Below are 24,556 nucleotides of genomic sequence, written 5' to 3'. Positions count from 1 at the left end.
AAACAGACATGCGTATCAGTACCAGCCAGTTCTATAAAATCGGATTGAATACCATTAACACCCAGCAGGCCCGTCAGCTTGATACTTTTAACCAGATCGGCACCGGTAAGAAAATCACCTCTCCCAAAGATAATCCGCTGGGTGCGGCACGCGCATTGAATCTGGCCAATAGCATGGCGGTCAATGACCGTTTTGCCGAAAACCGTTCGGTTGCCATGCAAAACCTCAAGTTTGAAGAAAGTATTTTAAGTGAAGTGACATTAGCCATTCAGGCGGTGCAAACCCGGCTGGTTGAAGCGGGTAATGGCACCTTTTCCGATGCCGACAGAGCCACCCTGGGTGAAGTGGTGGACAGCCTGCGCGAACAATTGCTGGGTCTGGCCAACAGTACCGATGGCAACGGGCAATACCTTTTTTCTGGCAACCAGGGAAATATATCCGCCTTTGGCAAGGATGCGTTTGGCAATATCAGCTGGCAGGGCGATAGCGGCAATCGCGCCATTCAGGTAAGTTCCCTGCGCCAGTTAAGTTCTGCCGACACGGGGTACGATATTTTCATGAAAGCGGTGTCGGGTGCCAACAGTTACGTTACCAGTGCTGCGGCAGGCAATACTGGCACGGGTGTTATTAACAGTCCCGAAGTGTTTGATCCTAAAGCCAATTCAGGACAGAATTATTCAGTTGCCTTCAGCGGTTCACCCTTAAGCTATACCGTCAGTATTTCTGATGCCTCTGGCGTGGTTGGCAGTACCGAAGGGCCTTTTGTTTTTGATGAGGCCAATCCGGGTATTACGCTTTCCTGGGGGGTCAAGGTGGCATTTTCAGGCGTGCCACAAGAGGGTGACAGTTTCAGTGTTAATAATATTCATAATGAAAATATCAATATTTTCGATACCCTTGCACAGCTTTCCGAGGCACTGAATACACCCATCAGTAATGATGAAGTGGCAAAAAGCCGTTTATACAATACGCTGGCTTTTGCCTCTGAACGTATCAGTGCCAATTATGACACGGTGCTTAATGTGAGGGCATCGGTGGGTGTACGCATGAATGAAATAGAAGCCCTTGATGCAAGCGGTGAACAGCGCACGCTGGATTTCAAAAATGAAATTTCCAATCTTGAAGACGTGGATTTTTATGAGGCAAGCACAGAGCTTATGCAGCGTAATCTGGCCTTGCAGGCCGCATCCATGGCATTCAGCAAAATACAGGGTTTAAGCCTGTTTGAAATTTTGGGATAAACAGTTGGAGCTTAAACAATGAACTTATCAGCCATTCAAATCAAGAACAGCCTGCGTATTCTGGTTGCCGTTATTATTCTGGGTACCTTTTCAGTATTGGCAATGACAATCATCAGCAATATGCAAAGCACGCAGGCTATTAAGGCCCTGAGCCAGGCCGTGGCCCAATATGCACCAGCCGATGTTGCCCTGCAAAACAGTGCGATTCTGGCCCAGTCAGAAAAAAGTACGCAATACATGATTGTTATTTCAATTGTTATTGCCTTGTGTACCCTGGGTTTTGCTTTTTTCGTGTATCGCCTGCTAACGGCTGTGATTGTCAAGCCTTTTGCCCGGGTGGAAGAGTACTTTGGCCGTATGGCAAAAGGTGAGCTTAACCAGAACATCCAGATCAATGGCAATAATGAAGTGGCGCGCCTTATGCGCGGGCTGGTCAACGTGCAGGAAAAACTGGGCAGTATTGTAGACCGTGTTCGCAACAACCTGTCGGTCATTAAGGAATATGGCGAGAAGCTGGGTGCCGACGAACAGGATTTAAGTGCCCGCACCGAACAGCAGTCTGCCGCACTCCAGCAAACCGCAGCCAGTATGGAAGAGATGTCCAGCACGGTCAAGCAGAATGCCGATAATGCCCGCCAAGCCAATCAGCTGGCGCGTGATGCATCGCTTGTGGCCGAAAAAGGCGGTGAAGTCATGCAAAACGTGGTAACCACCATGCATGATATTTCCGACGGTTCAAAGAAAATATCCGATATTGTCAACATGATTGACAGCATTGCGTTTCAAACCAATATCCTGGCCATCAATGCGGCGGTTGAGGCTGCCCGTGCGGGCGAGCAGGGTAATGGTTTTGCGGTGGTGGCTTCCGAAGTGCGGGCCCTGTCCCAGCGCAGTGCCGAAGCGGCCAAGGAAATCAAGCTGCTGATTGACGCCTCTGTCAGTCAGGTGGGTTCAGGGGTCAATCTGGTGGAACAGGCCGGTGAAACCATGAAAAACATCGTGACCTCAATTTCACAGGTAACAACCATCATGGGTGAAATTTCATCGGCTACCGAAGAACAGGCAACCGGTATAGACCAGATCAATCATGCCGTGACCCAGATGGATAACGTGACGCATCAAAATGCCGAACTGGTGGAAATGCTGGCAAGCTCCACCGAATTGCTGAACCATCATATTGATGATGCCATGAATTCAATGGCGGTTCTCATGACCAATGGGCATCGTTCTTTTGTAGATCAGGCGATTTACCAGTCAAAAATAAACAGTACGCAAAAGCCCAAAGCCGTCGCATTGCCCAAACCGCAAACGGCCTTGCCCGCCAGCCTGCAACAGGCCTGGAATCAGCGCATGGAAGAAGGTGAAAAAGACGTGGCCTTGATAACCGATGCGGCTGAAGACCTGCGCTCACCCTTCAAGCCGGGCAAGGTGAAAGAAGAGGAATGGACCTCATTCTGATTCATTGGTAAAGCCATCCATAACCTGCCCCATCTGTTCAAAACCGTTATAAATGAAAGATTCCATAAACTGGTTCAGATAGGGCAGGATAATTAACAGCAGCAGCAAGCCAAAGGTTAAGGTAATGGGGAAACCAACCGAAAACACGGAAAGCTGCTGTGCCGTCCGGTTTAAAATACCCATGGACAGGTTAATGGTTAACAGCGCCACAATCATGGGCATGGCAATTAACATGCCCGCAATAAAAATTTGCGAGCTCCATTCAATCAGCTGCCCGATACCGTTCAGGTGAAGGGTGCCGGCGGCAAGCGGAATAATTTCAAATGAACGGGCCAGCCCTGCAACCAGAATCAAGTGCCCGTTGCCGGCAATAAAAATAAGCATTGCCAGGGTATTAAGCAAACGTGCCAAAACGCTGGTATTGCCGGCGGACGGGTCAAAAAATGAGGCGAATGAAAGCCCCATTTGCAAGCCGGTAAGCTCGCCTGCCATAATAACCGCGGCAAATACAATACGCATGGTAAAGCCCATTGCCATGCCAATAACCACCTGCTTGGCAATCATGGCCATGGCGGCCCATGAATCGGGCGGAATGGTGTCAAAGGGCTGGATAAAGGCTGAAATGGCAACCGTTAAAATAACGGAAACCCCTATTTTTACATAAATGGGCACGCTGGACTCCCCCAAAACCGGCGCACTGCCCACAAAAGCGGCAATCCGGAAAAAGGGCCACAGAAACATGCCGATCCAGCCATAAAGCTGTTCTAGGGTAAAGCTAATCATAACAAACCGGGCAGCATGCCGTTATGCCAAGGTAACGCATTGATGGTGGCTTATTGGGCCAGGGTCGGGATGGAGGTGAACAACTCACGAATATAATCCGTGAGTGAACCCATCATCCAGGGGCCAAGCAAAACCAGCATGGCACCCACCGCCAGGATTTTGGGAATGAAAGACAAGGTCATCTCGTTAATTTGGGTGGCGGCCTGGAAAATGGCAATCAATAACCCCACCAGCAGGGTGGTAAGCAGCAAAGGCGCAGCCATGCTGAAAGCCAGGCGCAATGCAATATAAGTCATGGACATAATGGTTTCAGAGGTCATGCGCTTTTCCTTGTAAACAGTTGCATGGCGCTATTGGTAAAAACTGCGGGCCAGCGAGCCCAGCAGCAAATGCCAGCCATCGGCCAGAACAAACAGCATCAGTTTGAATGGCAGGGAAATGGTGACCGGCGGCACCATCATCATGCCCAGTGACATCAGGACACTGGCAATTACCAGGTCAATAATCAGAAAGGGAATGAAAATGGTAAAGCCGATCTGAAAGGCGGTTTTCAATTCACTGGTAATGAAAGCGGGAATCAGGATCCGCATGGGAACCGCCTGCGGGTTTTCAAACTCGCTGATATTGGCCATATCGGCAAACAAGGCCAGGTCGGTTTCCCGGGTTTGCCCTATCATGAAGGTATGGATCGGGACGCTGGCCCGTTCCACCGCCTGTTCAAACGTAATATCCCCGTTATTAAGCGGCACATAGGCCTGTTCGGTAATTTGATCCAGTACCGGTGACATCACAAAAAACGTCAGGAACAAAGACAGCCCGATAAGCACGCTGTTGGGAGGCGAGGTACCCGTACCCAGCGCATTGCGCAATAAACCCAGCACAATCACAATGCGGGTAAAACCGGTCATCATTAAAATAACGGCCGGTAAAAAACTGAGCCCCGTTAGCAGGATCAGGGTTTGCATGCTAAGGGAATAGGTTTCAGAGCCGTCGGGGTTGCTGGTGCTGCTCAGGGCGGGCAGGGCCTGCGCAAAAACCGTGTCGGAAGCCAGAAACAGCATGCCAAACAGGAAAGGCAGCACCAGAAAACGCCGGTTTAAGTGATGCAGCAGGGTTTTATGGAAAGCGCGCTTTTCGGCAGGCAAACCAGGGGCCCCAGGGGTATCAGGCAAGTTTTCTTCGGGATTGCCAGCCGGCTTGCTGGTGGCGTGTTTCGTGCCGGTAGCGGCGGTTTCCGGGGCCGGCATTTTATGCAGTAAATTTATTTGCTGGGCCGTCACGCCCAATACCAAATGTTCCTGCCCGGCCTGTACCACCACAATTTCAGTACGTTGCCCAAGCGGTGTGCGGGAAATAACGGGCAGGCTGCCGGCCCTGCCCAATTTGCCGGGAAAACCCGTTTTACGAACTACCAGGCCAAACAGGATAATGCATAAAAGCACCAGCCCCAATGCGGCAAATACCCTGATAATGGCAACTTCGTTCATGTCTTGAGCTTGCAGTGCCTAGCGGCGCCCGCTGCGGTTCAGCCGGTTCAGGCGTTCGGCGGGGGTGATAATGTCGGTAAGACGGACCCCGTAATTGCCATTGACACTCACAACTTCACCCTGTGCAATCAGAATGCCATTAATCAGCACATCCATTGGCTCGCCAGCGGCCGCATTCAATTCAACTACAGAACCCTGGCCCAGTTTCAGAATGTCTTTAATCGGCAGGCGGGTGCGTCCCAGCTCTACGCTGATTTGCACGGGAATGTCTTTAATCAGTGAAATATCATGGACATTTTGCTGCGGTTCGGGGTCAAAAGACTGGAAAATGGAATCAGTGTCTTGGGTCTCTGGCTGGCTGGCTTGCTGGGCCTGTTCGGCCTGTTCGGCCATGGCCTTTTCCCATTCGCTGGCCAGGTCATCCTGGTTGATATCGTCTGAAGGTGGGGTTGTATTACTCATGCTTTGGTCAGATCAAAAAATTTAAAGGTCAGCGGCTTGTTTGAGAGACATTGCTGTCTTCGTCATCAAGGTCGATTTCCTCGTCGATGGAAACATGGGTGACAGGCGCTGGCTGGCTTTCGGGTACATCAAATACAGGTACCTCCAGGTGTTCGGTCACGTTTAAGGCGTAATGATTGTTATAAGTTCCGTACTTGGCTTTTAAAACCGGCACGTTTTCAATGGTGGCGGTTACTTCAGCGGGAAGCTCGATAGGCAGCACCATTCCCTCTTGCAAATCAAGCAATTCGGCAACACTGGTTTCAATGGTTGTGAAATTTGCCACCAGCTCCACTTCGGCTTCAGGCAGTTGCCCGGCCAGCTGGCGCAGCCATTTGTTTTCGATGCCTTTTTCGGTTTCATCCTGAAAAGGCTGGGTTAACAGGTCGCGTAAGGGTTCTATCATGGAATAGGGCAGGCACACATTCAGCAAACCGCCCATCGTGCCAAATTCAATGCGAATGGGGGTAACCACGACAATTTCGTTGGCACCGGTAATGTTGGCAAACTTGGTGTGCATTTCAGAGCGCAGGTAACGGTATTCAATAGGGTATACCGGCTTCCAGGAGTGCGCATAACTTTCAAGGGTATGGGTAAGCAGACGCTGGATAATGCGTTGTTCGGTCGCGGTGAAATCACGCCCTTCAACACGGGTGTTTTGCTGGATTTGGCCGCCAAACAGGGTTTCAATAACCAGAAACACCAGGGTAGGGTCGAAACAGAACAGCGACATGCCGCGCAAGGGGCTTAGCTTGACCATATTCAGGTTGCTGGGCACGGGCAGGTTGCGCTCAAACTCGGAAAAAGTCTGGATTTTAATGGGCAATACCGACACATCGGCATTGCGCCGCATGAAACTAAGCAGTACGGCACGCAGGTTGCGGGCAAAACGTTCGTTAATGAGCTCGAAGGTTTGCATCCGTTTGCGTACAATGCGCTCGGGCGATGACAGGTCATACGGGCGCACGCCATCCGGGTAAACCGGTTCTTCCTGGATTGTTTTAGGCGTGGGGGTACCTTCGATTTCTGCGAACAGGGAATCTACCTCGTTCTGAGATAAAAACGTATCGTAGGCCATTGTTTATTGCACAACAAAATTGGTAAACAGAACATCGTTGATATGCTGCGTGTAAACCTCTGGCACAAAGGCGGGTTGCAGTACACGTTTTACCGACTCTTTAATAAGCTGGGGCATTTCCTTGTCATGAATGGTTTCCGGGTTCAGGCTGGACAGTTCAATCAGGATGCGGCTGCGCGCTTCAGGCAAGTACTTTTCTACCCGTTTACGGCTGTTTTCATCTTCAAAGCGCAGGGTAAAGCCAATATACAGCACCCGCGAGAAACCGTTCTGGTTCAGGGAGACGGTAAAGGGCTCAAGCTCAAGAAAAATGGGATTGGCACTGACAAGCGGTTGTGCGGCAGGCTCTTGAGGCTGCTGCATGGCGGCCTCGGGTACGGGACTGGCTGCAATTTGGGTGGTGTAATACCATATGCCACCGCCACCGATGCCTAAACTAAGAATAATAATCATCAGGACTTTCATGAAAGAGCCTGATTTTTTCTCTTTATTTTCATTTGTGCTCATGAACAAATTGCCAACATACTAAAAAGTTAATGATATTTTCGCATAAAAAAAGGCAAAGCATACCATGGAATAAAGGGGGTTTTTCCTTTATTCCGGCTCATTGCTTTCAGGCCCCGATTTAACCGGCCGGGTGTAATCAGGCAAAAGTGTTAATTAAGCCTTCACGGGACTGGGTAGCCGCTACGGTTTCGGCAGGCAGGGTTTCGGTGTTATCGCTATGGGCGCTGTTATGCGTAGGCGCCTGTGCCATCTGGAATGTTTCCTGGCGGTCATCTTGCCCAACCTGTGCCTGGCCCAGGCTTATGCCTTTTTCCTGCAGGGCCTGGTGCAAATCGGCCAGGGCGCTTTCCATGGCCTGGCGCACAGCCGGCGTGGCCGCCGTAAAAGCGGCTTGTGCCACACCATCCTGGATGCTGATGGACACCTTGATCGGGCCCAGTTCGGGCGGGTCCAGGCGCATTTGCGCTACATAAGTACCGTTGGCCTGTTGCCTGAAGAACAGGCTGGCCTGGGTAGCCAGCTGCTGTGCCATGGCCTGTGACCAGCCGGGATGGTAAAACGAAGTGCCAACGGCAAGTGCTGCGGCCTGTGGTGCCGCACTTGACCCGGCTGCCGCTACGGAATTCTGGCTATTGATACCGGTAGCGACCTCTGTGATATTGGCCGCACTGCCTGGCAGCTTGCCTTGCTGTTCCTGCCATTGTTGCAGTTGTTGCTGTTGCAACAGGCTGTCAAATGCCAGTGCCTTGGCATCTGTTTGTGTGGCAAACAGGGGGGTTCCATTATCCCGGGCTTCAGGAGTAATATTTAAAACCGCTGCCTTTTTAAGGGCGTTGCCGCTTTGTTGCAGGGCGGTTTGCAGTACCTCGGGCAGGCTTTCCAGCTCATTGGCAGGGTTTGACAGAGCCGCTTCCAGGCTGGCATTCAATACTGGCCGGGCGCTGTGCAAGCCGTTTTCCGCCAAGCGCTGTTTTTGGGCAAGTTGCTGTGACAGAAAACGTTGTGGCTGGATCAGCTGCTCAAAAACCGTATTCACCAGCGGGTTATCAAAGGGCAAAGTGGCAAGCCCGGGGTTTTCTTCAGCCTCTGCGTCAATTGGCAGGGCTACACCGGCTTCAGCCGTGCCGATTCGTGACGGGGGTAAATCTTTTTTATTGCCGGTACCGGTTTTGACGGCCTGTGTATCGCTGGCAGGGATGGTTTCTGCCGTCGCTTCTTCATTTGCCACGGTTTCATTGCCGGCTTGAGTGGCTTGAGCGGTTTCCGCTGGCTGGCTGGTGCTGCCTTGCTGTGGTGCCTGGTTTGCCTGCGTATTGCCGGTTTGCGTACCTGCGGCAGCGGTATTGGGTGTTGGTGCAGCCGTTGCCTTTTCAGTGCCGGGTACGGGAGCGGGCGCCGTGGCTGGCGCCTGCATGGCAAGCAGCGCCGAAAAAGTGTTTTGTCCGGCAGGGCTGGCCGTGTTTTCTGCGGCCATATTGGCGGTGCCTGCGTTGATTTTGATCTGGGTGCTGATAATTGTCATGGTCAATACCAATAAAGTTAGCGGCTTCTGTTGCGTGCGAGCTGTTGTGCGCGGTAGGCACGAGCAGCGAATTCATCATTCATTTTTTGCTCTTGCCGGTTGCTGTGGATAAGCTGCTGCCGGTAGTTGCGTTCTATCAGGCTGTTGATGGATTTGGTTTCACGACGCATTTCAAGCCATTGCGCCCGTTCCTGTTCCGCCTGCTTTTCAAGTTGCGTAATCATGCCATGCTGTTGAATCAGGGCTTCATCAAGGTTGGTAATGAAATTCTGGAAATTGATATATTGCGTGGAATTCATCCCTTCCTGCAAACGGGCCTGCAGCGTTTGAAGGTAATCGGCTTTATAGCCGCTTAACATTTCAAGCTGTTTACGGGCCTGGGTAATGCTGGCCTCGGTTGCGCCAACGGCCTTGCCCGCGTCATCAAGCTTGCGTTGCGCCAGTTCATGCAACATCTCAAACGTTTTGTTGTTAGATGACATGCCCGTTGCTCCAGTTTAAGCATACACAAAAGACTATCATAGTTTCAGGTCCGCAAAAAGACTGCCAAGCGCCTGTCCCGACGCTTCCATGCTGGCCGATTCTTCAATTTCCTGCATTAAAAAATTGCGCAGGAAAGGGTAGCGTTCAATCGCCATATCAATTTCAGGGTCATTGCCTTTTTTATAGGCGCCAACCGCCAGCAAATCACGGTTGCGCTGGTACAGGGAATACATTTGCTTGAATTTGCGTGCGCGCACAAAATGGGCCTTGTCAACCACCGCATTCATGACCCGGGAAATAGAGGCTTCTATATCAATGGCCGGGTAGTGGCCGGTTTCAGCCAGCTGGCGCGACAATACGATATGGCCGTCCAGTACGGCCCGGGCGGCATCGGCCACCGGGTCTTGCTGGTCATCGCCTTCGGTTAAAACCGTGTAAAAAGCGGTGATTGAGCCACTGGTCACGCCATTGTGCTCTTTACCGTTACCGGCCCGTTCCACCAGGGCGGGCAGGCGGGCAAACACCGAGGGCGGATAGCCCTTAGTGGCGGGCGGCTCGCCAATAGCCAGCGCAATTTCCCGCTGGGCCATGGCATAACGGGTTAAGGAATCCATAATCAGCAGCACATGTTTGCCCTGGTCCCGAAAAAACTCGGCCAGCCGGGTGGCATACAGGCAGCCCTGGATTCGCAGCAAAGGCGAAACATCCGCCGGGGCGGCCACCACAATAGAGCGTGCCATACCATCGGCACCCAGGTTCTGTTCAATAAACTCCTTGACCTCCCGGCCCCGTTCACCAATCAGGCCCACCACAATAATATCGGCCTTGGTGTAGCGGGCCATCATGCCCAGCAGCACCGACTTGCCCACGCCCGAACCGGCAAACAGCCCCATGCGCTGGCCACGGCCCACGGTTAACAGGCTGTTAATGGCCCTGACCCCCACATCAAGGGGGGTATCAATAGGGGCACGGTCAAGCGGGTTGATGGGAGTGGCTGCCAGGGGGGCCGTCCAGCTATTGCTTAACTGGCCCAAATGATCAAGGGGCTTGCCACGGGCATCCAGCACCCGGCCCAGCAACCCATTGCCAACCGGCAGGGTTTGCCCGCTTTTGCGGCCCAGCGTATCGGGGCTGTCATCATCTGCCTCACTGGCTTTTACCCGTGGGGGTAACACACCTTCCAGGGCCTCTACCCGGGCATTGGGTGGCAGGCCGGAAATATCTTCATAAGGCATCAAATACAGGGTCTTGTCATGAAACCCCACCACCTCGGCATTAACCCAGACATTGGGCTGCTTCTGGATGCGGCAGGCAGCCCCTACCGGCAAGGTCAGGCCGGAGGCCTCCAGCACCAGCCCGGTGGCCCGGGTGATGAGCCCGATACTGGTTTGCTGCGGACTGTTTACAATGCGGGCGGCGCTGTTGGCCAGCTGCTTTTGCCAGGCAGCAACGCCACTTGGCTTGCTGGCAGGTGGATGGCCGGTTTCAGCAGAAGGGGCATGGGCAGGGCTAGTCATGCGGGGGCTTGCCGGGTGGCGGTACAGAAGCGGGTGTTATGCCCAGGCTGGCAACCGCCTGGGCCCAGCGGTTTTGCAGGGTCGCATTGATTTCACCGTAAGCGGTGCGCACAATCCAGCCACCCTGAGCCATGTCGTTATCGGCAATCAGGCGGATGTGGTCGGATGGCGGTATTTGCCCGCTTTGTTCAATTAAAGCCAGGTCACCGGGGTGCAGGCGAACTTCCATCGCTTCGCGCATGCCGGGTGGCTGGCTTATCGCCTGTTTTACCAAGGGAATAATATGTTCGGGGTGTTGCTTCAGTTCCTGCCCGATAATATGCCGTGCGATAGACAACCCCAGCTCAATCAGGCCTTGCCCCATGGTTTGTTCAAGCCCGGCATACTGTTTGGCCGCTTCTTCACCCAAGGCCAGCAAACGAGCCTGGTAAGAGGCTGTCAGGGCGCTTGCGTCATCCAGCCCCTGTTGGTGGCCTTCCTTGTAACCTTCCTGTTGTCCCTGTTGCAAGCCTTCGGCCAGCCCTTTTGCATGGCCGTCTTTATAGCCTTGTTCGCGCACCTGGTCTAATGTTTTTTGCCGTTCGGCCGCCAGTTCTTGCAGGCGCAGCTGTTCGGGGTCGGGCTGTGCTTCTTGTTGTTTTTGCAGCTCCTGCAAATCAAAAATACGGTTCATGCCCCAGGCCTGCCAGGCCGGATCGTCTATGGCCCGGTCTTCGGCATGTTGCCGGAAAACCGGGTCAATTAACAGGCCTTCGGTAAAACCGTTATCATTAGATGTAGTCATCGTCTTCTGCCTTGCTTAAGGTAATCTGGCCGCTATCGGCCAAACGACGGGCCACCTGGATAATGATTTTCTGTTCGGCGGCCACAACCGAAGCACGGACCTTCTGCATGTCTTCCAGTTCGTCGCGCAGCATTTGTGCGGCACGGTTGGACATATTCTTGAAGAAGTGTTCGCGAACGCTTTCACTGGCGCCTTTCAGTGCCAGTGTCAGTGTATTGTTATCGGTAACCTCGTTAAGGATGGCCTGGATGGCGAGATCGTCAAGGTCGGCCATGTTTTCAAAGGTAAACATTTCTTCCTGGATGCGCTGTGCCAGCTCGGGGTCACGTTCACGCAGGTGTTCAACCATGGCGCTTTCCAGGTTGGATGTCATGGTGTTAAGAATTTCGGCGGCAGCACGGATACCACCCATTTTGCTGCGCTTGGAAGTCTGGCCGGAAAGCATGTTATTAAGCACTTCGGTAAGCTCACGCAGGGCCGTGGGCTGTACCCCGCCAAAGGTCGCAATACGTACAATCACGTCATTGCGCACCCGTTCGGTAAGCAGGGCCAGCGTGTCTGCGGCCAGGTCGCGGTCCAGGTGGACCATAATCGTGGCAATAATTTGCGGGTGCTCGCCACCAATCAGCTCGGCAATATTGGCCGGTTCCAGCTGGTTAAGCGCTTCTATGCCACTTTCCTGCTTGGTCAGGTCAAAAATATCTTCCAGGATACCGGCGGCGCGGTCGGCACCCAGCGCCTTGCTAAGGATATTGCGGATATATTCTTCAGAAGCCAGGTTAACCGACATGAACTGGTCGGCATCTTTACGAAACTGTTCCATCACGTCATTGACATGATTGCGTGTCAGGTTTTTGACGTTAATCATGGCCGCGCCAATTTCCTGTACCTCGGTCGAATTCAGGTATTTCAACACTTCGGCCGCTGTTTCTTCACCAATTGACATTAGCAGAACAGCGCACTGTTCCATTTTATTTTCCGTCATTTTCATTCATCCATGTGCGCAGTACCATGGCAACGGCGCGTGGGTCTTGCGCGGCCAGTTCTTTCACGATTTTCAGGTTGTCTTCATAATGATCATGCTTGACCGGTTCCTGGTTCTTGGCTTCCCGGGCCTCTTCTTCTTTACGGATAAGCGCCTGCTGATTGGCAAGCTCGGTTTTTTTCTGTTGCTGCAGGGCCTTCAGGAAAGGCTTGATGCCTTTAAACCAGATCAGCATAAGGGCAATGAAAAGCAGGAAATATTGCCCCAGTGTTTTTGCCAGTGCGATTATGTCGGGGTCTTTCCATACCGGCAGGGCGGGTTCCGCATCAGAAAACAGGCTGTTAACCACATTCAGGCTGTCACCGCGTTCGGCAGAAAAACCAATGGCTTCCCGCACCAGGGTGTTGATTTGCTGCATGATTTCGGCAGACAGCGGGGCAGGGGTGCCGTTTTCATCTTCGGTGTAATTAACCACCACCGCAACCGACAGGCGGTTAATGGCACCCACCGCATTCTTGATATGGCTGATGGTGCGGTCCAGCTCATAGTTAATGGTGGCATTCTCGGTTTGGCTGGTTGGGTTAAGCACTACGGCACCCGGCTGGTTGCCGGTGGCATTGGCGGCCTGGTTGGGGGCCGTTATGGGGGCGACCGGCTGGCTGGGCGGCTCATTGGAAAGCGCACCCGGAATGCCGCTGGCTGTCTGGCTGCCGGCCTGGGCGGTTTTATTGGTTTGTTCGCTGCGAATGGCCGCTTCATCGGGCTTCTGGTTGGGCCGGTACACTTCAGAGGTTTGTTCGCGCTGGGCAAAATCCACTTCGGCACTGACCTGGGCATGCACATTATTGCGGCCAACCACGGGGGTTAAAATGGAAATAATCCGGGCGCCCAGGCGTTGCTCAAGTTCTTCGGTAAATTTTAAATGGGTTTGTTGCTGCCCAAGGCCATCAAGATTGCCGCCCGAAGACAGCAAACGGCCGCTTTGGTCAACAATGGAAACCTGGTCGGCATTCAGGCCCGGCACGCTGGAAGCGATTAACCAGGCAATGGCGGCAATTTGCCCGTCGGTCATGCTGCGGCCGGGGCTTAAATTAAGCAATACGGAAGCGGTAGGCTGTTTACGGTCACGCACAAACAGGGTTTGCTTTGGAATGGCCAGGTGAACCCGGGCGGTTTCCACGGAATGCATGGCCTCTATTGAGCGGGCCAGCTCGCCTTCAACGGCACGCTGATAGGTTACCTGTTCGGCAAACTGGCTGGCCCCGAACTGGGGGTTATCCATCAATTCAAAACCAACCCCGCCACCCTGGGGCAGGCCCTGTTCGGCCAGCATCATGCGGGTTGCATGCACTTGATCGCCGGGTACCAGAATGGCAGAGCCGTTATTGTTAAAACGGTAGGGTACATTAAGCTTGCCCAGTGCGCTCACAATGGCGCCGCCGTCTTTGTCTTGCAAATTGGAAAACAGGACTTTGTATTCGGGGTCACGCAGCCATAACAGGCTAACAATAACCAGCGCCACCAGCCCAGCCGCTGCACCCAGTAAAACAGGGCGTGGCAAGGCAGCCAGACGTTCTAGGAAGGGAAAGCGTGCTGTCAGTTTTTCAAGGTTAGTCATGTGACCCCCTTGCCCTTAATAACCGACCCGTATGCCAATAGGCATATGCAGAAGTGACCATGTAAAACAACAAAAATTTCAGTAAATGAAGCCAGGCAGACATTATCACCTGCGGGGGCTTAAAACAATCAGAGGTATAAGCGGGGGTTTTTTGGCTTGTTCCGGCCATTAAAAAAAAACCAATACCGTATCATTGATGTTAAATTGCTTATAAGAGAGTTTTATGCAACCCCTTTCACCACTCACGCATTCGGGTATAGCCGGCCTGCAGCAACAAATGCAGGCCCTGACAGAAGGCGCCCGTGCCGGCCGCATGCTTACACCGCTATCAATGGGGCAGGTTGCCAGCGCCAGCCAGGCTCAGGCCGCTTCTGGCGATGCGCCTTCTTTTGCCTCGGCCTTAAGTGCCGCCATGAAAGATATTGCCGCCACCCAAAAAGCGGCCACTTATAAATCAGAACAATTCATGGCCGGGCAGCCGGGCATTTCCCTTAACGATGTCATGATAGACATGCAAAAAGCCAGTATCGGGTTCCAGACCGCCATTCAGGTACGCAACAAGCTGGTGCAGGCCTATCAAACCATAGCCAGCATGCCTATTTAATTTTCTTGCGCGGCTTCCAGCGAATAGATCCAGGCCAGCAGTTCGGCCACGGCGGTGTAAAGCTGTGGCGGGATTTTCTGGTCAAGGTCTACCTGCATTAATAACGATACCAGCTCGGCAGACTCATGCACGGGTACGTTATTTTTTTTTGCCAGCTCTATAATACTTTGCGCCACATTGCCATAACCCTTGGCCACTACCCTGGGGGCCGTATCTGTTGCCAGATAGGCCAGCGTTACCGCTGATTTGCGACGGTCGGGAGGAAGGTTAGAAGGCATTTTCGTTTACCTTTTCAAGGGGTGGTTGCTGCGGGTCTGGCTGGCTGGGTTCGGTAAAAATCTCAAAACCCTGCGGTTGCAGGCCCAGCGCCTCAAGCCGCTGTTTGAACTCGGGCATGCGCTCCATAAGCAAAGAAGCGGCGCTTCGCCTGTCTTTAAGGATGGGGTTGTCAAGCAACAAATACTGTGCCTGGATATGCTCGTTCACAATTTGCAATTGAATGCGCATTTTTCCCAAATGGGGTAAATCAAGCGTTAGGGTGGTTGTCCAGGGGGTGGTGCCGCCAGTATGGGCCGTCTCTTCGCTGGGGGTGTCGTTTGCTTCTGTGTTTGACTCTTGCCCGGCTTCTTCCGGGCTGGCAAAAAAGGGCAGGGCAGATGCGTTTTCTTTCTGGATTTCCCATGTCATGGGCGCGCCTTGCCAGGCCTCGCCCTGCCATACAATATACTGCTGCTGGTAGGCATCAAGCTGCTGGCGCACCAGGTTGGCCAAAGCCCCGTTCAGGGTTGGCATGGCCCCCTCGGCCCCCGTGGATGGTGCAAATAAAGTAGGGCCTGAGGCCGCTTGCTGTTTCAGCAAAATGGCTTTGGGGTGCTGTGCCAGTGAAGCCAGGTTGCCATTGCTTTTTAAGGTTTGCCATAGGGTGGCTTCATACGACAGCCCTGCCTGGCCAATTTCCCGTACCAGCACTTGCCGTATGACCGATGAAAACAGGCTGGAGGCCAGGGCGTTCATCATTTCGGCACGTGGAATAATGGGGGCGGCCTGCTGTGCATTGGCACTGGCGGGCGGGTTTGCCGTTGCGGTGCCACTGCCGGATAACGCCGTATTATGCTGGCCTTGCCCCAAATACGTTAACAAAACCCGGGGAGATTGCGGAATAAGCGGCAAATTGCCGGGGTTACGCAAGGGTGTTGCCTGCGTTGGCAAGTGTTCAAGCCATTGGGTTAACTGGCGGGCGGCAGTGCTCCAGCGGGTAGAGGTGGATTCGGGCGGAGAAGAAGCGGGTTGCGTGACACCGCGTTGCAATAAAAAACCGGCGGCATCGGCAGCGCTGCTGGCGCGGGCTTGCAAAGCCGGGTTTGCCTGCAGGGCCTTGGCAACAGACTGGAAACTGCCACCCTGGGCCTGCGCCTTGGTGGTGTCTTCGGTGGCCTCGATGCGCGGAGGCTGGCCGGTAGGTAAAATACCCTGCTGGCTGCGTGCCGCCTGTAAATGCCCTTGTGCAGACAGCGTTACCCCCAGCGCTGTTTCCAGTCGCTGTACCAGAAGGGTGCTTAGGCTGCCTGACGTAGACATATTGGGATTTTACCTTGCCTGTCTTTGGATGCCCTGATAGGTTTGCATCATTTTTTTCTGCTTGCTGCGGGTAGCCAGCAGCAGTGACAGGCGTTTCATTTCAGGAGATACCGCATCACGAACCGCCGCGTCATTGCGCAGAATGTCGCGCAGCAAACGTGAGCACGTTTCACGATGCTCCTGCTTCATGACAAGTTTGACCTTTTTGCTGCGCAAAAGTTCTACTTCCTGAATATATTGCTGGCCATACATTAAGGTGTCTTCCCAGTTGGCCTGCTCGGCTGCGGTTTGCATTTGCGCAGTGATACGGGCCAGATGGTTGTAAAATGTAATGGCATCAGGCTCATGGGGTGCCTGACTTTGCTGCAGACTGTTATCCATATTCATCTCTTTGGGCAATATGACATCTATTGATTAATGATTGCCTTATTTTCCGTTTGCTGTGGCGGTAGCTGTGGCGGTTTTCCAGGCGTCAGTAATATCTTTCAGCATCGTTTCAACCGTATCCAGCAACGCTTCCTGCTGCTTCATATTGGCATTTAATAAATGCTGTGCCATTAATTCAAAACTTAAAATCATGTTTTTGGCAACTTCACCGGCATCTTCATTAATGCTGGGAATAAGCCCCGCCTTGATAATACTGATGGCCTTGGAAATGTTTTCACCCCGTTTGGCAATATCGCCATTCTGGAAATACAGCCTTGCTTTTATAACGCAGGACTGGACGGCTTCCAGCATAATGGTAAGCAGCTCTTCGGGAGAGGCAGACAGCACTTTGGTTTCCAGGCCGACTTTGGCATACGCCTTAACCGGGTTTTTACCATAAACAGAATAGGCGGTATTCATGAGTGTACCTTTATTACATTTACTTGTTATTGCTGCTGCTGTTCATGGCGGCAAACTGTTGTGTTAAATATTCAGAAGTCGAGTTCATTTGGGCAATCAGCGAATCCAGCTTGGTAAACTGGATACGGTAAATTTCCATTTTGGCGTCAATCTGTTCCTGCTTGCGAATAAGCTGCTCGCCTAAGTCGTCAATAATTTTCTGGGCACCGGTTCTGGCCGTGGTAACAATGCCATCGGTACTGTTAATAAGTGCTTTGGTAATGCTTTCCGTGCGGCTGGCAATACCGTTGGTGCCCTGAAACAGTTTGGCAACGTCATCGCGGTTGCTGCTTAAGGCTTTGTCCAGCTTTTCGTCGTCTATTTTTAACGAGCCGTCAATTTGGGTGGTAATGCCAATCTCGCTTAAGCGGCTGAACACGCCACCGCTGTCGGCTTCAATATTTAAAATATCGCGCAAACGGGTTTGCGCCGTACGGGTGGTGCTGTCACCAATGAGAACGCTGCCACCGCTGGCTTCGTTATAAGCCGTATTGGTTTTAATAAAAGCCTGGGCCGAATTGTAGGCATCTACAAAAGACTTGATGGCAGACTTGGCTTTGCTGTCGTCTTTGCTAACGGTTAAGGTTTGGACCTCGCCATCGGCTTTGCTCAAGTTAAGGGTAACACCTTCAATCACATCTTCAAGCGTATTGCTGCCGTTGCTGATAACGATACCGTTAATTTCAACCTGCGCATCTGTTGCCGCCTGCTCGCTCATGTTGTTGTTGTTGTTGATATCAAGCAGCTTGCCCAGGTCGCCATCATTATTGATGACGCTGATGTTGCTGATGGCGGCCTGGGTGCCGGTTTCTGCCGTGGTAAACATAAGGCGGAACGGTGTGTTTGCATCACCATCGTTAATAATGGTGGCATTAATGCCCAGTTCAGGGTCGGCATTAATGGCGGCGGCAATATCATTAAGAGAGGTGCCGTTGCCCAGGCTGACGGTTTTGCTTTCACCATTGGCTAGGGTGAAGGTGATGTCACCGCCTGTGCCGTTTTGTGCGGCCTTGTCTGCCTGCCCGGCGGCAATCAGGGTTTGGCTACTGGCCAGGGATTGCACATTGATTTTATAGGTACCGGCTACCGCCTTGCTGGTGGCGCTGGAAGTAAAGCTTTCACCGGTTTGTGTTGTGGTAAATTGCCCAAACGTGGTGGTGCCCTCAAAGGCTTTGGCAGCGGTTTGCAGTTTTTCAATAACGTTGGACAGCTGGCCGTAAGCCGACAGGCGGGAAGATTCGCGGGATTGACGGGTGGTTATGGTGGTAAGCGCTGCCTCTTCGCTGGTGCGAAGATCTTTAAGCAGGGCAGAAAGATCAAGACCTGAACCAACACCGATACTGGAAATGCTTGCCATGATATATTTTCACTTTATCCAATGGATATTAATTATTACCTGGAATATGTAAAAGTAATAAGCGGATTAAAGCTGGAAACCAGCCCGAACTTAGGGGTTTAATGTTTGAAAACGCTTTTGCTCTAACTATTAATGGGTAATAACGGCAGGTTTCCGGAAAACTTTAGTTTTTTGTGGGCCGAAGTCGCTCGTTCTCGTTCTTATGCTCCAGCGAGGGAATGCATAAGCTTCACCGTTACAATATCTTAAAAAGCGACTTACCGTATTCGCTAATGTATGCAATATATGGCTACACTGATGGCGTCGTTGTCGTGCTTGGTGGCAATTATTGGTTTTTATAAAACAGGAGTTGATTTGAAGAAGCCATCTTCCCCGAGCTGTGGCTGGATACCGAAGGCCAGCCCTGGCTGGTGAATGCGCTGGGCTACGAAGTCACATGGGAAAACAGAACCGCCCGTGACCGCAGCCATTTAATCACGTTAACTGATTACCAACAAGCCCGGGAACGCCTTATTTACTCGCGTGCCACGCATTTGAACCAGCTGTCTGATAAATTGCGTGAACCCCGGGTGCGCAGCGTATTAAGTGCCGTGCTGGCCAGTAAAGACGAAATCAGCGCAGGCGAAGTGAACCCTAACGATGTGCAATACCTGGAAGATTTGGGCTTGATTCAAACCCGGCCTTCCATTCGCATCAGTAACCGGATTTACCGGGAAGTGCTGCCCCGGGAGCTGACCTGGACAACCCAAATCATGATTGCCAACCAGGAACAGAGTTGGTACGTGACACCCGAGCACCGGCTGGACATGGCTAAACTACTGGCGGCTTTCCAACAGTTTTTTCGTGAACATTCCGATATCTGGAGCCAGGGTTTTGACTATAAAGAAGCGGCACCGCAGTTGCTGATGCAGGTTTTTTTGCAGCGCATTATCAATGGTGGCGGGCGTATTAACCGTGAGTATGGCCTGGGCAGAAAACGTACCGACTTACTTATAGAGTGGCCATTGGATGCAGGACAGGGCATGTATGGCCCCTTGCAGCGGGTCGTGATAGAACTGAAAATCCAGCGTGGCAGCCTGGATGCAGTGCTGGCAACAGGTTTAGAGCAAACCGCCGATTATGTACGCCGGGTAGGGGCTGCCGAAGCGCATTTGGTAATATTCAACCGTAACCCGGAAGTGAATTGGGACGATAGGATCTGGCATCGCTAGGCGCAGCATGAGGGGCTGCCTATTGAGGTATGGGGGACATAGTTTTTTTAGCTGAATACAGGCACCGCCAAGCTGTCTCCTCGTTCCTCGTTCCCATGCTCCAGCGTGGGAATGCATAAAGTCACTGCACCAGAACAACAACCCCACTTCTTTGAATTGAACAATTCCACCTTAAACCCCCCCTTATTCAGCGGATTAAAGCCGACAGCCATCTTCTACAATAAAAAAATGTACATCTTGAATAAACAGCCGCATGAGTAATGCACGGTTTTCCGGCACACCGCTTGAACAGATTCTGCAGGAAAATGCGCCACTGGTGCGCAGCATTGCCCTGAAAATGATGGCGCGCCTGCCCGCCAACATAGAACTGGACGACCTGATACAGGCCGGCATGATCGGCCTGATGGACGCTGCCCGCCGTTTTGAAAACACCGGCGCCGCCCAATTCACCAGCTACGCCACCACCCGCATCAAGGGTGCGATAATGGACGAGCTGCGCCGCCAAGACTGGCTGCCCCGCACCCTGCGCAGCAAAAAAAGCAAAATCCAGAAAGCCATCGCCCAGGCTGAAAAAAAACTGGGCCATGAACCAGACGACGAAGCCATTGCCGAAGAGCTGGGTGTTGATGTAGAAGAATACCGGGAGCAGTTAAGCGAGGCCGGTGCGGTGCACGTGGTGCATTATGAAGACTTCCGTTTCGGGAAAGATGAAGATGATGGCGACAGCCACAGCCTGGACCGCTTGACCGGTGGCAGCGACAGCTTTGACCCGCAGGCGGCATTATTGAATGTCGAATTTCGCCAGACCCTGGTGGAATGCATTACTCGCCTGCCCGAAAAAGAAAAGCTGATTCTATCCCTTATATTTGAGCAGGCCTTGAATTTAAAAGAAATTGGCGCCGTGCTGGATTTGACCGAGGGCAGGGTGTCGCAGCTGCGTTCACAGGCCGTACTGCGCCTGCGTGGCATGTTGAAAGAAGCCTACTGGGACAAATTGCCAGAAAATTTTTAATAAAAATTAAAAAAATATTAAAGATTACGGAAAAGGGGCCGTTAATAAGAACATAAACCAGTAGTAAGCCTTCAAGATTTAAGGTTTTATGACTTGGTTTTTTCTTGAAGTGTTCTTATTGTTTTTTTTTGGAGTATTCCATGTCTGTTATTAATACAAACTATTTGTCGCTTGTTTCCCAGAACAATCTGGCAAAATCCCAAAGCGCCCTGGGTTCCGCTATTGAGCGTTTGTCTTCTGGTATGCGCATTAACAGCGCCAAAGATGATTCTGCTGGCCAGGCGATTGCCAACCGTTTTACTTCTAGCATCAAGGGCTTGACACAAGCGGCTCGTAACGCCAATGATGGTGTTTCTCTTGCGCAAACGGCTGAAGGTGCGTTGAACGAAATCAACAGTAACTTGCAACGTGTTCGTGAGTTGACAGTTCAGGCCCAAAACGAAACACTCTCTGCTTCTGATATTGACTCAATCCAGCAAGAAGTGAATGAGCGTTTTGACGAGATCAAACGCGTTACTGAGCAAACCGAATTCAACGGTTTTAAAGTACTTGCAGGTGACGGTAATAATTTTAGTATCCAAGTGGGTTCACGGGATGACCAGACCATTGATATCAAAATGGCAGATTCTAAGGGTTGGGATTTGGCTTCTGCCAATGCAGAGATCGCAACTACGGATCTTGCTCAAATCAATGGTGAAGCTCGACAAGTCGCTGCAAAAGGCATTGATGTACGTGCTGCCGTAACTGTAACCCCAGCTGTGTACGAAGCTAATACAACCGATCTGGGTAAAGCTGCTTTGCAAACAGCATTGAGAACAGACACTAATAATTTTGAAGATGATGTGACGGTAGGTAATATCTCTTTCAAAGATGGTCAGTACGAAGTAGCATTGACAAGTGCTAAGAAGAATTCTTTGGATGGTAGCTACACTGTGACTGTCGCTGCGGATGGTGCGTTAACCATCGGATCTAAGTTGGGCGCCGCAACAGCAGACGCAAATGTTGTTGAAAAAGTTCAAGTAGAAACTACTCCTGCTAAAGTAAGTGCTGTTTCATTAAAAACATTAGACGATGCGCTCAACAAGGTGGATACTCAGCGTAGTGACTTGGGTGCGATTCAGAACCGCTTCGAATCTTCCATTGCTAACCTGAACAATACAGTCACCAACCTGTCTGCCGCCCGTTCTCGGATTGAAGATGCCGATTATGCGGTTGAGGTATCCAACATGACTCGTGCGCAGATTCTGCAACAGGCCGGTACTAACGTGTTGTCACGTGCTAACCAAGTGCCACAAGGCGTTATGTCTCTGTTGCAGTAAGCTTGAGTGGTTTAACAGGCGGGTGGTTTTATACCTGCCTGTTGGTTTTCACTGCTTTGTATGGAAAACGCCAGTTCTGTTTTTGGGATTGGCGTTTTTTATACTTAATAGTTACTTTCTAGCATCCGGCGTTTTTGGCATATCACTTTTTCTGGGTGATGCAAAATACTACCTAGATATTGTTTCCACGGCCACCTAAGCATAGGCACTAGTCCGGTTGAGTTAGTGGGAGTATGGATTCCGCATGTTTTTCGAGTTGTTAGGGTTGTTAACCTATCAGTCATCGCTGTGCTGAATGTCTTGAAAAGGGTTGATTGAATATGACGCAGGAATAAGTCCATCTGTTTTCTATAAGTAAAAATAAATATGAATTTTCATCGAATTGTTGCCGTATATATAGAGGATAGAGTAATGCTCCGGCCAGTGCCGTCTAGGATTCTGTTTTAAATTCTAGCAATATAGATGTCCATTTATCAAAATTTGCCGTAAGACCCCTTCCTTTAGGTGGGGGATGTGGCGAGTAAGCAATTCAACAGTAAGAAATCAAGACTAGCCAAGTCCGTCTATGACGCAGCTTGGTTTGAAATCAAACGGCAATTGACTTATAAATGCGAGTACGCAGGTTGCCGTTTTGACGTGGTTTCTGAACGATACACGACCCAAACGTGTTCGTGCTGTGGCAGTCGTTGCAGCAGTCCGAAAGGTAGAGCAGGTTTGCGAATAAGAGAATGGACGTGTGCAGCGTGTGGCACAAGGCATGATCGAGATATCAATGCCAGTCGGAACATTCTTGCGGTCGGGCTTGGCCGTCTGGAAGCAGGAATCCCATCCCTTTAGGGAGGGGAGGAAGTCAATCAACTAGGTTTTGATGCGTTATGGATGTTTCTCTTTATTCGGAGCCTGTGGCCGAGCGACCCCGGCGTCGCTATTCAAATGAATACAAACGCCAGGTCGTAGAGGCTTCTTTTCAGGCCAATACGTCAATTGCCGCCGTTGCCCAGGCACACCAGATGAATGCCAATTTACTGCATACCTGGCGCTGGCAATATCGGAAGGGTCAATTCGGCACGGTTGATTAGGCTGTCTCTTTGGTGGCCGTGTGCTTAACCAGCCCGGAACCTACTGTTACTACAACGACAAACAGTAGCTACTTTGAACTGCAGATCCATGCCGTTCGCCTGCAAATTCATGGCACACCCGATATGCAATTATTACCTGAACTGCTGAAGCTGATAAAAGCATGTTAGGCTTGCCGATGGGTGATTCTGTATATTGAACGCTGGCTCAAAGCTGATGTGTTGATGCCAGACGGTACATTGGAATCCCGGAATAGAGGAACCCCACAAGGGGGAGTCATCAGCCCACTGCTGGCGAATCTGTTCTTGCATTATGCGTTCGATCAATGGATGGTACGGAACTATCCTGCGATACCCTTCGAGCGCTACGCTGACGATGTGATCTGCCACTGTAGCAGCCTGGTACAGGCGCAGTCCTTACAGGCAGAGCTTCAGGAAAGGCTGGCTGCATGTCAGTTGCAAATGCACCCGGAGAAAACCTGCGTTGTTTACTGCGCCGATGCGAATCGGCGAGGCACCTATAACCTGCGGAAATTTGACTTTCTGGGATATACCTTCAAACCCAGGCAAGCGATGAATCGGCGAGGGAATTTGTTTACGAGTTTCTCGCCCGCCATCGGAGATAGAGCCGGCAAGACCATGCGACACGAAATTCGCAGTTGGGGGTTGCAGCGACTGAGTCGGTACGGATTGGGTGATCTACTCGCCCGGTACGGTAAAGTCCTGACTGGATGGGTCCGATATTACAGCCTGTTCCACCCTTCAGCTTTGCAGCGGGCCCTGAAGTCGATGGATCTCCATCTGGTGAAATGGGCACAACGCAAATACAAGCGATTCCGTGGACATGTGAGTCGAGCATGGAAGTGGCTATCGCAGTTGCAAACACGCGCTCCAACATTGTTTCCGCATTGGGGCTTGGCAATCAAGACGACTAAACGATAGGAGCCGGATGAGCCGAGAGGTTCACGTCCAGTTCTGGGAGAGCGTGAGGGTGAGATCCCCTCGCGCCACTCAACTACCACTCTATCGTCAACAAGGCATCTTTGAGCGTGCGGGTGTTAAGTTGCCCATTTCTACGCTGGCTGACTGGGTTGGGGTGTGCGGTGTCCGTCTTGGACCCTTGGTTGAAGCGCTGCGTGAAACTGTTCTCTCATGTGGGGTATTGCATGCCGATGAAACACCGATTCAGGTGTTGCGACCTGATACTGGACGTAAAACCCACCGCGCCTACCTCTGGGCCTATGCACCCTGTCAACACCAATCTACATTTGACCCACTTTTGGGTTTATCCAACAATCTAGAATTGACCCAGCTAGACGTATTAACGTGGTGAATCTATGGGTAACATACCGACTTTTCTTTTATCTTTTAAGCGATAGCTTTCGCCACTAGCTTGAATGACATGACAATGATGCAACAGCCTATCGAGCATGGCAGCAGTCAGCGTTGCATCATCTGCAAAGGTGCCCGCCCATTGACTAAATGGCAGGTTGCTAGTCAATATGGTGCTCCCTTTCTCATAGCGTTTAGCCACCACATTAAAAAACAGA

General features: G+C 51.6%; 27 protein-coding genes and 2 pseudogenes. 10 read left to right on the top strand and 19 right to left on the bottom strand.

The features are described 5' to 3' along the window. The first annotated feature begins 8 nt into the window (after window positions 1–8). Both flgL and B092_RS13630 read left to right on the top strand, forming a co-directional pair. Window positions 9–1,241 carry a flagellar hook-associated protein FlgL gene (flgL, locus tag B092_RS0104130; protein WP_018573982.1) on the top strand — a complete coding sequence of 411 codons (1,233 nt, stop codon included), beginning with the start codon at window positions 9–11 and terminating at the stop codon, window positions 1,239–1,241. A gap of 18 nt (window positions 1,242–1,259) precedes the next feature. Then, window positions 1,260–2,699, top strand: a complete 1,440-nt coding sequence (locus tag B092_RS13630; RefSeq protein ID WP_018573981.1) for a methyl-accepting chemotaxis protein — start codon at window positions 1,260–1,262, stop codon at window positions 2,697–2,699. On the opposite strand, the gene fliR is transcribed toward B092_RS13630, so the two are convergent. The 13 genes and pseudogenes from fliR to fliF form a co-directional block, all read right to left on the bottom strand. Continuing rightward, a complete protein-coding gene (gene fliR / locus B092_RS0104120) occupies window positions 2,691–3,482 on the bottom strand; it encodes a flagellar biosynthetic protein FliR (RefSeq protein ID WP_018573980.1) in 792 nt (263 codons plus the stop codon). The two genes, B092_RS13630 and fliR, sit on opposite strands and share 9 nt — an antisense overlap. 50 nt (window positions 3,483–3,532) lie before the next feature. Further along, window positions 3,533–3,802 carry a flagellar biosynthesis protein FliQ gene (gene fliQ, locus B092_RS0104115; RefSeq protein WP_018573979.1) on the bottom strand — a complete coding sequence of 90 codons (270 nt, stop codon included), beginning with the start codon at window positions 3,800–3,802 and terminating at the stop codon, window positions 3,533–3,535. 30 nt (window positions 3,803–3,832) lie between these two features. Then, complete coding sequence (gene fliP, locus B092_RS15815; RefSeq protein WP_026253589.1) at window positions 3,833–4,543, bottom strand: flagellar type III secretion system pore protein FliP; 711 nt, start codon at window positions 4,541–4,543, stop codon at window positions 3,833–3,835. 138 nt (window positions 4,544–4,681) lie between these two features. After that, window positions 4,682–4,969: pseudogene (gene fliO, locus B092_RS15810) on the bottom strand (flagellar biosynthetic protein FliO); the annotation flags it as partial. 18 nt (window positions 4,970–4,987) lie between these two features. Beyond that, window positions 4,988–5,431, bottom strand: a complete 444-nt coding sequence (gene fliN / locus B092_RS0104105) for a flagellar motor switch protein FliN (protein ID WP_018573977.1) — start codon at window positions 5,429–5,431, stop codon at window positions 4,988–4,990. Between the two features lie 28 nt (window positions 5,432–5,459). Then, on the bottom strand, window positions 5,460–6,548 hold the full coding sequence (fliM, locus tag B092_RS0104100) for a flagellar motor switch protein FliM (RefSeq protein ID WP_018573976.1): 1,089 nt from the start codon (window positions 6,546–6,548) through the stop codon (window positions 5,460–5,462). 3 nt (window positions 6,549–6,551) lie between these two features. Next, entirely contained in the window at window positions 6,552–7,055 is a 504-nt protein-coding gene (locus B092_RS0104095) for a flagellar basal body-associated FliL family protein (RefSeq protein ID WP_018573975.1), read from the bottom strand. A 136-nt stretch (window positions 7,056–7,191) separates the two neighbouring features. Next, complete coding sequence (locus B092_RS14645; protein ID WP_018573974.1) at window positions 7,192–8,577, bottom strand: flagellar hook-length control protein FliK; 1,386 nt, start codon at window positions 8,575–8,577, stop codon at window positions 7,192–7,194. A gap of 17 nt (window positions 8,578–8,594) precedes the next feature. Then, entirely contained in the window at window positions 8,595–9,059 is a 465-nt protein-coding gene (gene fliJ / locus B092_RS0104085; protein WP_018573973.1) for a flagellar export protein FliJ, read from the bottom strand. 36 nt (window positions 9,060–9,095) lie between these two features. Then, on the bottom strand, window positions 9,096–10,577 hold the full coding sequence (gene fliI / locus B092_RS0104080; protein WP_018573972.1) for a flagellar protein export ATPase FliI: 1,482 nt from the start codon (window positions 10,575–10,577) through the stop codon (window positions 9,096–9,098). Then, the gene (locus B092_RS0104075; protein WP_018573971.1) at window positions 10,570–11,361 is read right to left on the bottom strand and encodes a flagellar assembly protein FliH; all 792 of its coding nucleotides are present in this window, start codon (window positions 11,359–11,361) and stop codon (window positions 10,570–10,572) included. The genes fliI and B092_RS0104075 overlap by 8 nt, the downstream gene beginning before the upstream one ends. Beyond that, the gene (fliG, locus tag B092_RS0104070) at window positions 11,348–12,346 is read right to left on the bottom strand and encodes a flagellar motor switch protein FliG (protein WP_018573970.1); all 999 of its coding nucleotides are present in this window, start codon (window positions 12,344–12,346) and stop codon (window positions 11,348–11,350) included. The genes B092_RS0104075 and fliG overlap by 14 nt, the downstream gene beginning before the upstream one ends. Then, window positions 12,333–13,964, bottom strand: coding sequence for a flagellar basal-body MS-ring/collar protein FliF (gene fliF / locus B092_RS0104065; RefSeq protein ID WP_018573969.1), 1,632 nt, complete (start codon window positions 13,962–13,964; stop codon window positions 12,333–12,335). The genes fliG and fliF overlap by 14 nt, the downstream gene beginning before the upstream one ends. A 223-nt stretch (window positions 13,965–14,187) precedes the next feature. Between fliF and fliE the strand changes: the two genes are divergently transcribed. Beyond that, window positions 14,188–14,568, top strand: a complete 381-nt coding sequence (fliE, locus tag B092_RS0104060) for a flagellar hook-basal body complex protein FliE (RefSeq protein WP_018573968.1) — start codon at window positions 14,188–14,190, stop codon at window positions 14,566–14,568. Here the strand turns inward: fliE and B092_RS0104055 are convergent. Genes B092_RS0104055 through fliD form a run of 5 tightly spaced genes read right to left on the bottom strand, consistent with a single transcriptional unit; the run spans window position 14,565 to window position 18,388 of the window. Next, window positions 14,565–14,846: an EscU/YscU/HrcU family type III secretion system export apparatus switch protein gene (locus tag B092_RS0104055; RefSeq protein WP_018573967.1), complete on the bottom strand. Its 282-nt coding sequence runs from the start codon at window positions 14,844–14,846 to the stop codon at window positions 14,565–14,567. The genes fliE and B092_RS0104055 overlap by 4 nt on opposite strands. Beyond that, window positions 14,836–16,146: a flagellar hook-length control protein FliK gene (locus B092_RS0104050; RefSeq protein WP_018573966.1), complete on the bottom strand. Its 1,311-nt coding sequence runs from the start codon at window positions 16,144–16,146 to the stop codon at window positions 14,836–14,838. The genes B092_RS0104055 and B092_RS0104050 overlap by 11 nt, the downstream gene beginning before the upstream one ends. A 9-nt stretch (window positions 16,147–16,155) precedes the next feature. Next, window positions 16,156–16,527, bottom strand: coding sequence for a flagellar protein FliT (locus tag B092_RS13620; protein ID WP_018573965.1), 372 nt, complete (start codon window positions 16,525–16,527; stop codon window positions 16,156–16,158). A 45-nt stretch (window positions 16,528–16,572) separates the two neighbouring features. Then, window positions 16,573–16,992, bottom strand: coding sequence for a flagellar export chaperone FliS (fliS, locus tag B092_RS0104040; RefSeq protein WP_018573964.1), 420 nt, complete (start codon window positions 16,990–16,992; stop codon window positions 16,573–16,575). A 19-nt stretch (window positions 16,993–17,011) separates the two neighbouring features. Continuing rightward, window positions 17,012–18,388, bottom strand: a complete 1,377-nt coding sequence (gene fliD / locus B092_RS0104035; protein ID WP_018573963.1) for a flagellar filament capping protein FliD — start codon at window positions 18,386–18,388, stop codon at window positions 17,012–17,014. Window positions 18,389–18,798: 410 nt separating this feature from the next. Here fliD and B092_RS13615 point away from each other — a divergent pair, with 410 nt between their 5' ends. The 7 genes and pseudogenes from B092_RS13615 to B092_RS0104005 all read left to right on the top strand — a co-directional run. Continuing rightward, window positions 18,799–19,599 (top strand): hypothetical protein, encoded by an 801-nt coding sequence (locus B092_RS13615; protein WP_018573962.1) that lies wholly within the window; start codon window positions 18,799–18,801, stop codon window positions 19,597–19,599. A 253-nt stretch (window positions 19,600–19,852) separates the two neighbouring features. Next, window positions 19,853–20,611 (top strand): RNA polymerase sigma factor FliA, encoded by a 759-nt coding sequence (locus B092_RS0104025; protein ID WP_018573961.1) that lies wholly within the window; start codon window positions 19,853–19,855, stop codon window positions 20,609–20,611. A gap of 140 nt (window positions 20,612–20,751) precedes the next feature. Further along, entirely contained in the window at window positions 20,752–21,930 is a 1,179-nt protein-coding gene (locus B092_RS0104020; RefSeq protein WP_018573960.1) for a FliC/FljB family flagellin, read from the top strand. A gap of 504 nt (window positions 21,931–22,434) precedes the next feature. Continuing rightward, the gene (locus tag B092_RS16110) at window positions 22,435–22,767 is read left to right on the top strand and encodes an RNA-guided endonuclease TnpB family protein (RefSeq protein WP_083907456.1); all 333 of its coding nucleotides are present in this window, start codon (window positions 22,435–22,437) and stop codon (window positions 22,765–22,767) included. Window positions 22,768–22,805: 38 nt separating this feature from the next. Then, window positions 22,806–23,009, top strand: coding sequence for a transposase (locus B092_RS0104015; RefSeq protein ID WP_018573959.1), 204 nt, complete (start codon window positions 22,806–22,808; stop codon window positions 23,007–23,009). Between the two features lie 180 nt (window positions 23,010–23,189). Next, entirely contained in the window at window positions 23,190–23,948 is a 759-nt protein-coding gene (locus B092_RS13610; protein WP_018573958.1) for a reverse transcriptase domain-containing protein, read from the top strand. 73 nt (window positions 23,949–24,021) lie between these two features. Next, window positions 24,022–24,261, top strand: a pseudogene (locus B092_RS0104005) (IS66 family transposase); the annotation flags it as partial. 66 nt (window positions 24,262–24,327) lie between these two features. On the opposite strand, the gene B092_RS0104000 reads toward B092_RS0104005, so the two are convergent. After that, window positions 24,328–24,556, bottom strand: a 229-nt coding sequence (locus tag B092_RS0104000; RefSeq protein ID WP_018573956.1) for an ATP-binding protein, incomplete at its 5' end; no start/stop codon positions are given.

The organism is Oligella ureolytica DSM 18253 (assembly GCF_000373745.1).
Taxonomy (GTDB): domain Bacteria; phylum Pseudomonadota; class Gammaproteobacteria; order Burkholderiales; family Burkholderiaceae_B; genus Oligella; species Oligella ureolytica.
This window is presented reverse-complemented; position numbering and strand designations above follow the sequence as displayed.

Excerpts from the sequence above, each read along its gene's own strand:
- flgL (WP_018573982.1), top strand. The coding sequence starts at position 9 with ATGCGTATCAGTACCAGCCAGTTCTATAAAATCGGATTGAATACCATT.
- B092_RS13630 (WP_018573981.1), top strand. The coding sequence starts at position 1,260 with ATGAACTTATCAGCCATTCAAATCAAGAACAGCCTGCGTATTCTGGTT.
- fliR (WP_018573980.1), bottom strand. The coding sequence starts at position 3,482 with ATGATTAGCTTTACCCTAGAACAGCTTTATGGCTGGATCGGCATGTTT.
- fliQ (WP_018573979.1), bottom strand. The coding sequence starts at position 3,802 with ATGACCTCTGAAACCATTATGTCCATGACTTATATTGCATTGCGCCTG.
- fliP (WP_026253589.1), bottom strand. The coding sequence starts at position 4,543 with ATGCTGTTTCTGGCTTCCGACACGGTTTTTGCGCAGGCCCTGCCCGCC.
- fliN (WP_018573977.1), bottom strand. The coding sequence starts at position 5,431 with ATGAGTAATACAACCCCACCTTCAGACGATATCAACCAGGATGACCTG.
- fliM (WP_018573976.1), bottom strand. The coding sequence starts at position 6,548 with ATGGCCTACGATACGTTTTTATCTCAGAACGAGGTAGATTCCCTGTTC.
- B092_RS0104095 (WP_018573975.1), bottom strand. The coding sequence starts at position 7,055 with ATGAGCACAAATGAAAATAAAGAGAAAAAATCAGGCTCTTTCATGAAA.
- B092_RS14645 (WP_018573974.1), bottom strand. The coding sequence starts at position 8,577 with ATGACAATTATCAGCACCCAGATCAAAATCAACGCAGGCACCGCCAAT.
- fliJ (WP_018573973.1), bottom strand. The coding sequence starts at position 9,059 with ATGTCATCTAACAACAAAACGTTTGAGATGTTGCATGAACTGGCGCAA.
- fliI (WP_018573972.1), bottom strand. The coding sequence starts at position 10,577 with ATGACTAGCCCTGCCCATGCCCCTTCTGCTGAAACCGGCCATCCACCT.
- B092_RS0104075 (WP_018573971.1), bottom strand. The coding sequence starts at position 11,361 with ATGACTACATCTAATGATAACGGTTTTACCGAAGGCCTGTTAATTGAC.
- fliG (WP_018573970.1), bottom strand. The coding sequence starts at position 12,346 with ATGACGGAAAATAAAATGGAACAGTGCGCTGTTCTGCTAATGTCAATT.
- fliF (WP_018573969.1), bottom strand. The coding sequence starts at position 13,964 with ATGACTAACCTTGAAAAACTGACAGCACGCTTTCCCTTCCTAGAACGT.
- fliE (WP_018573968.1), top strand. The coding sequence starts at position 14,188 with ATGCAACCCCTTTCACCACTCACGCATTCGGGTATAGCCGGCCTGCAG.
- B092_RS0104055 (WP_018573967.1), bottom strand. The coding sequence starts at position 14,846 with ATGCCTTCTAACCTTCCTCCCGACCGTCGCAAATCAGCGGTAACGCTG.
- B092_RS0104050 (WP_018573966.1), bottom strand. The coding sequence starts at position 16,146 with ATGTCTACGTCAGGCAGCCTAAGCACCCTTCTGGTACAGCGACTGGAA.
- B092_RS13620 (WP_018573965.1), bottom strand. The coding sequence starts at position 16,527 with ATGGATAACAGTCTGCAGCAAAGTCAGGCACCCCATGAGCCTGATGCC.
- fliS (WP_018573964.1), bottom strand. The coding sequence starts at position 16,992 with ATGAATACCGCCTATTCTGTTTATGGTAAAAACCCGGTTAAGGCGTAT.
- fliD (WP_018573963.1), bottom strand. The coding sequence starts at position 18,388 with ATGGCAAGCATTTCCAGTATCGGTGTTGGTTCAGGTCTTGATCTTTCT.
- B092_RS0104025 (WP_018573961.1), top strand. The coding sequence starts at position 19,853 with ATGAGTAATGCACGGTTTTCCGGCACACCGCTTGAACAGATTCTGCAG.
- B092_RS0104020 (WP_018573960.1), top strand. The coding sequence starts at position 20,752 with ATGTCTGTTATTAATACAAACTATTTGTCGCTTGTTTCCCAGAACAAT.
- B092_RS0104015 (WP_018573959.1), top strand. The coding sequence starts at position 22,806 with ATGGATGTTTCTCTTTATTCGGAGCCTGTGGCCGAGCGACCCCGGCGT.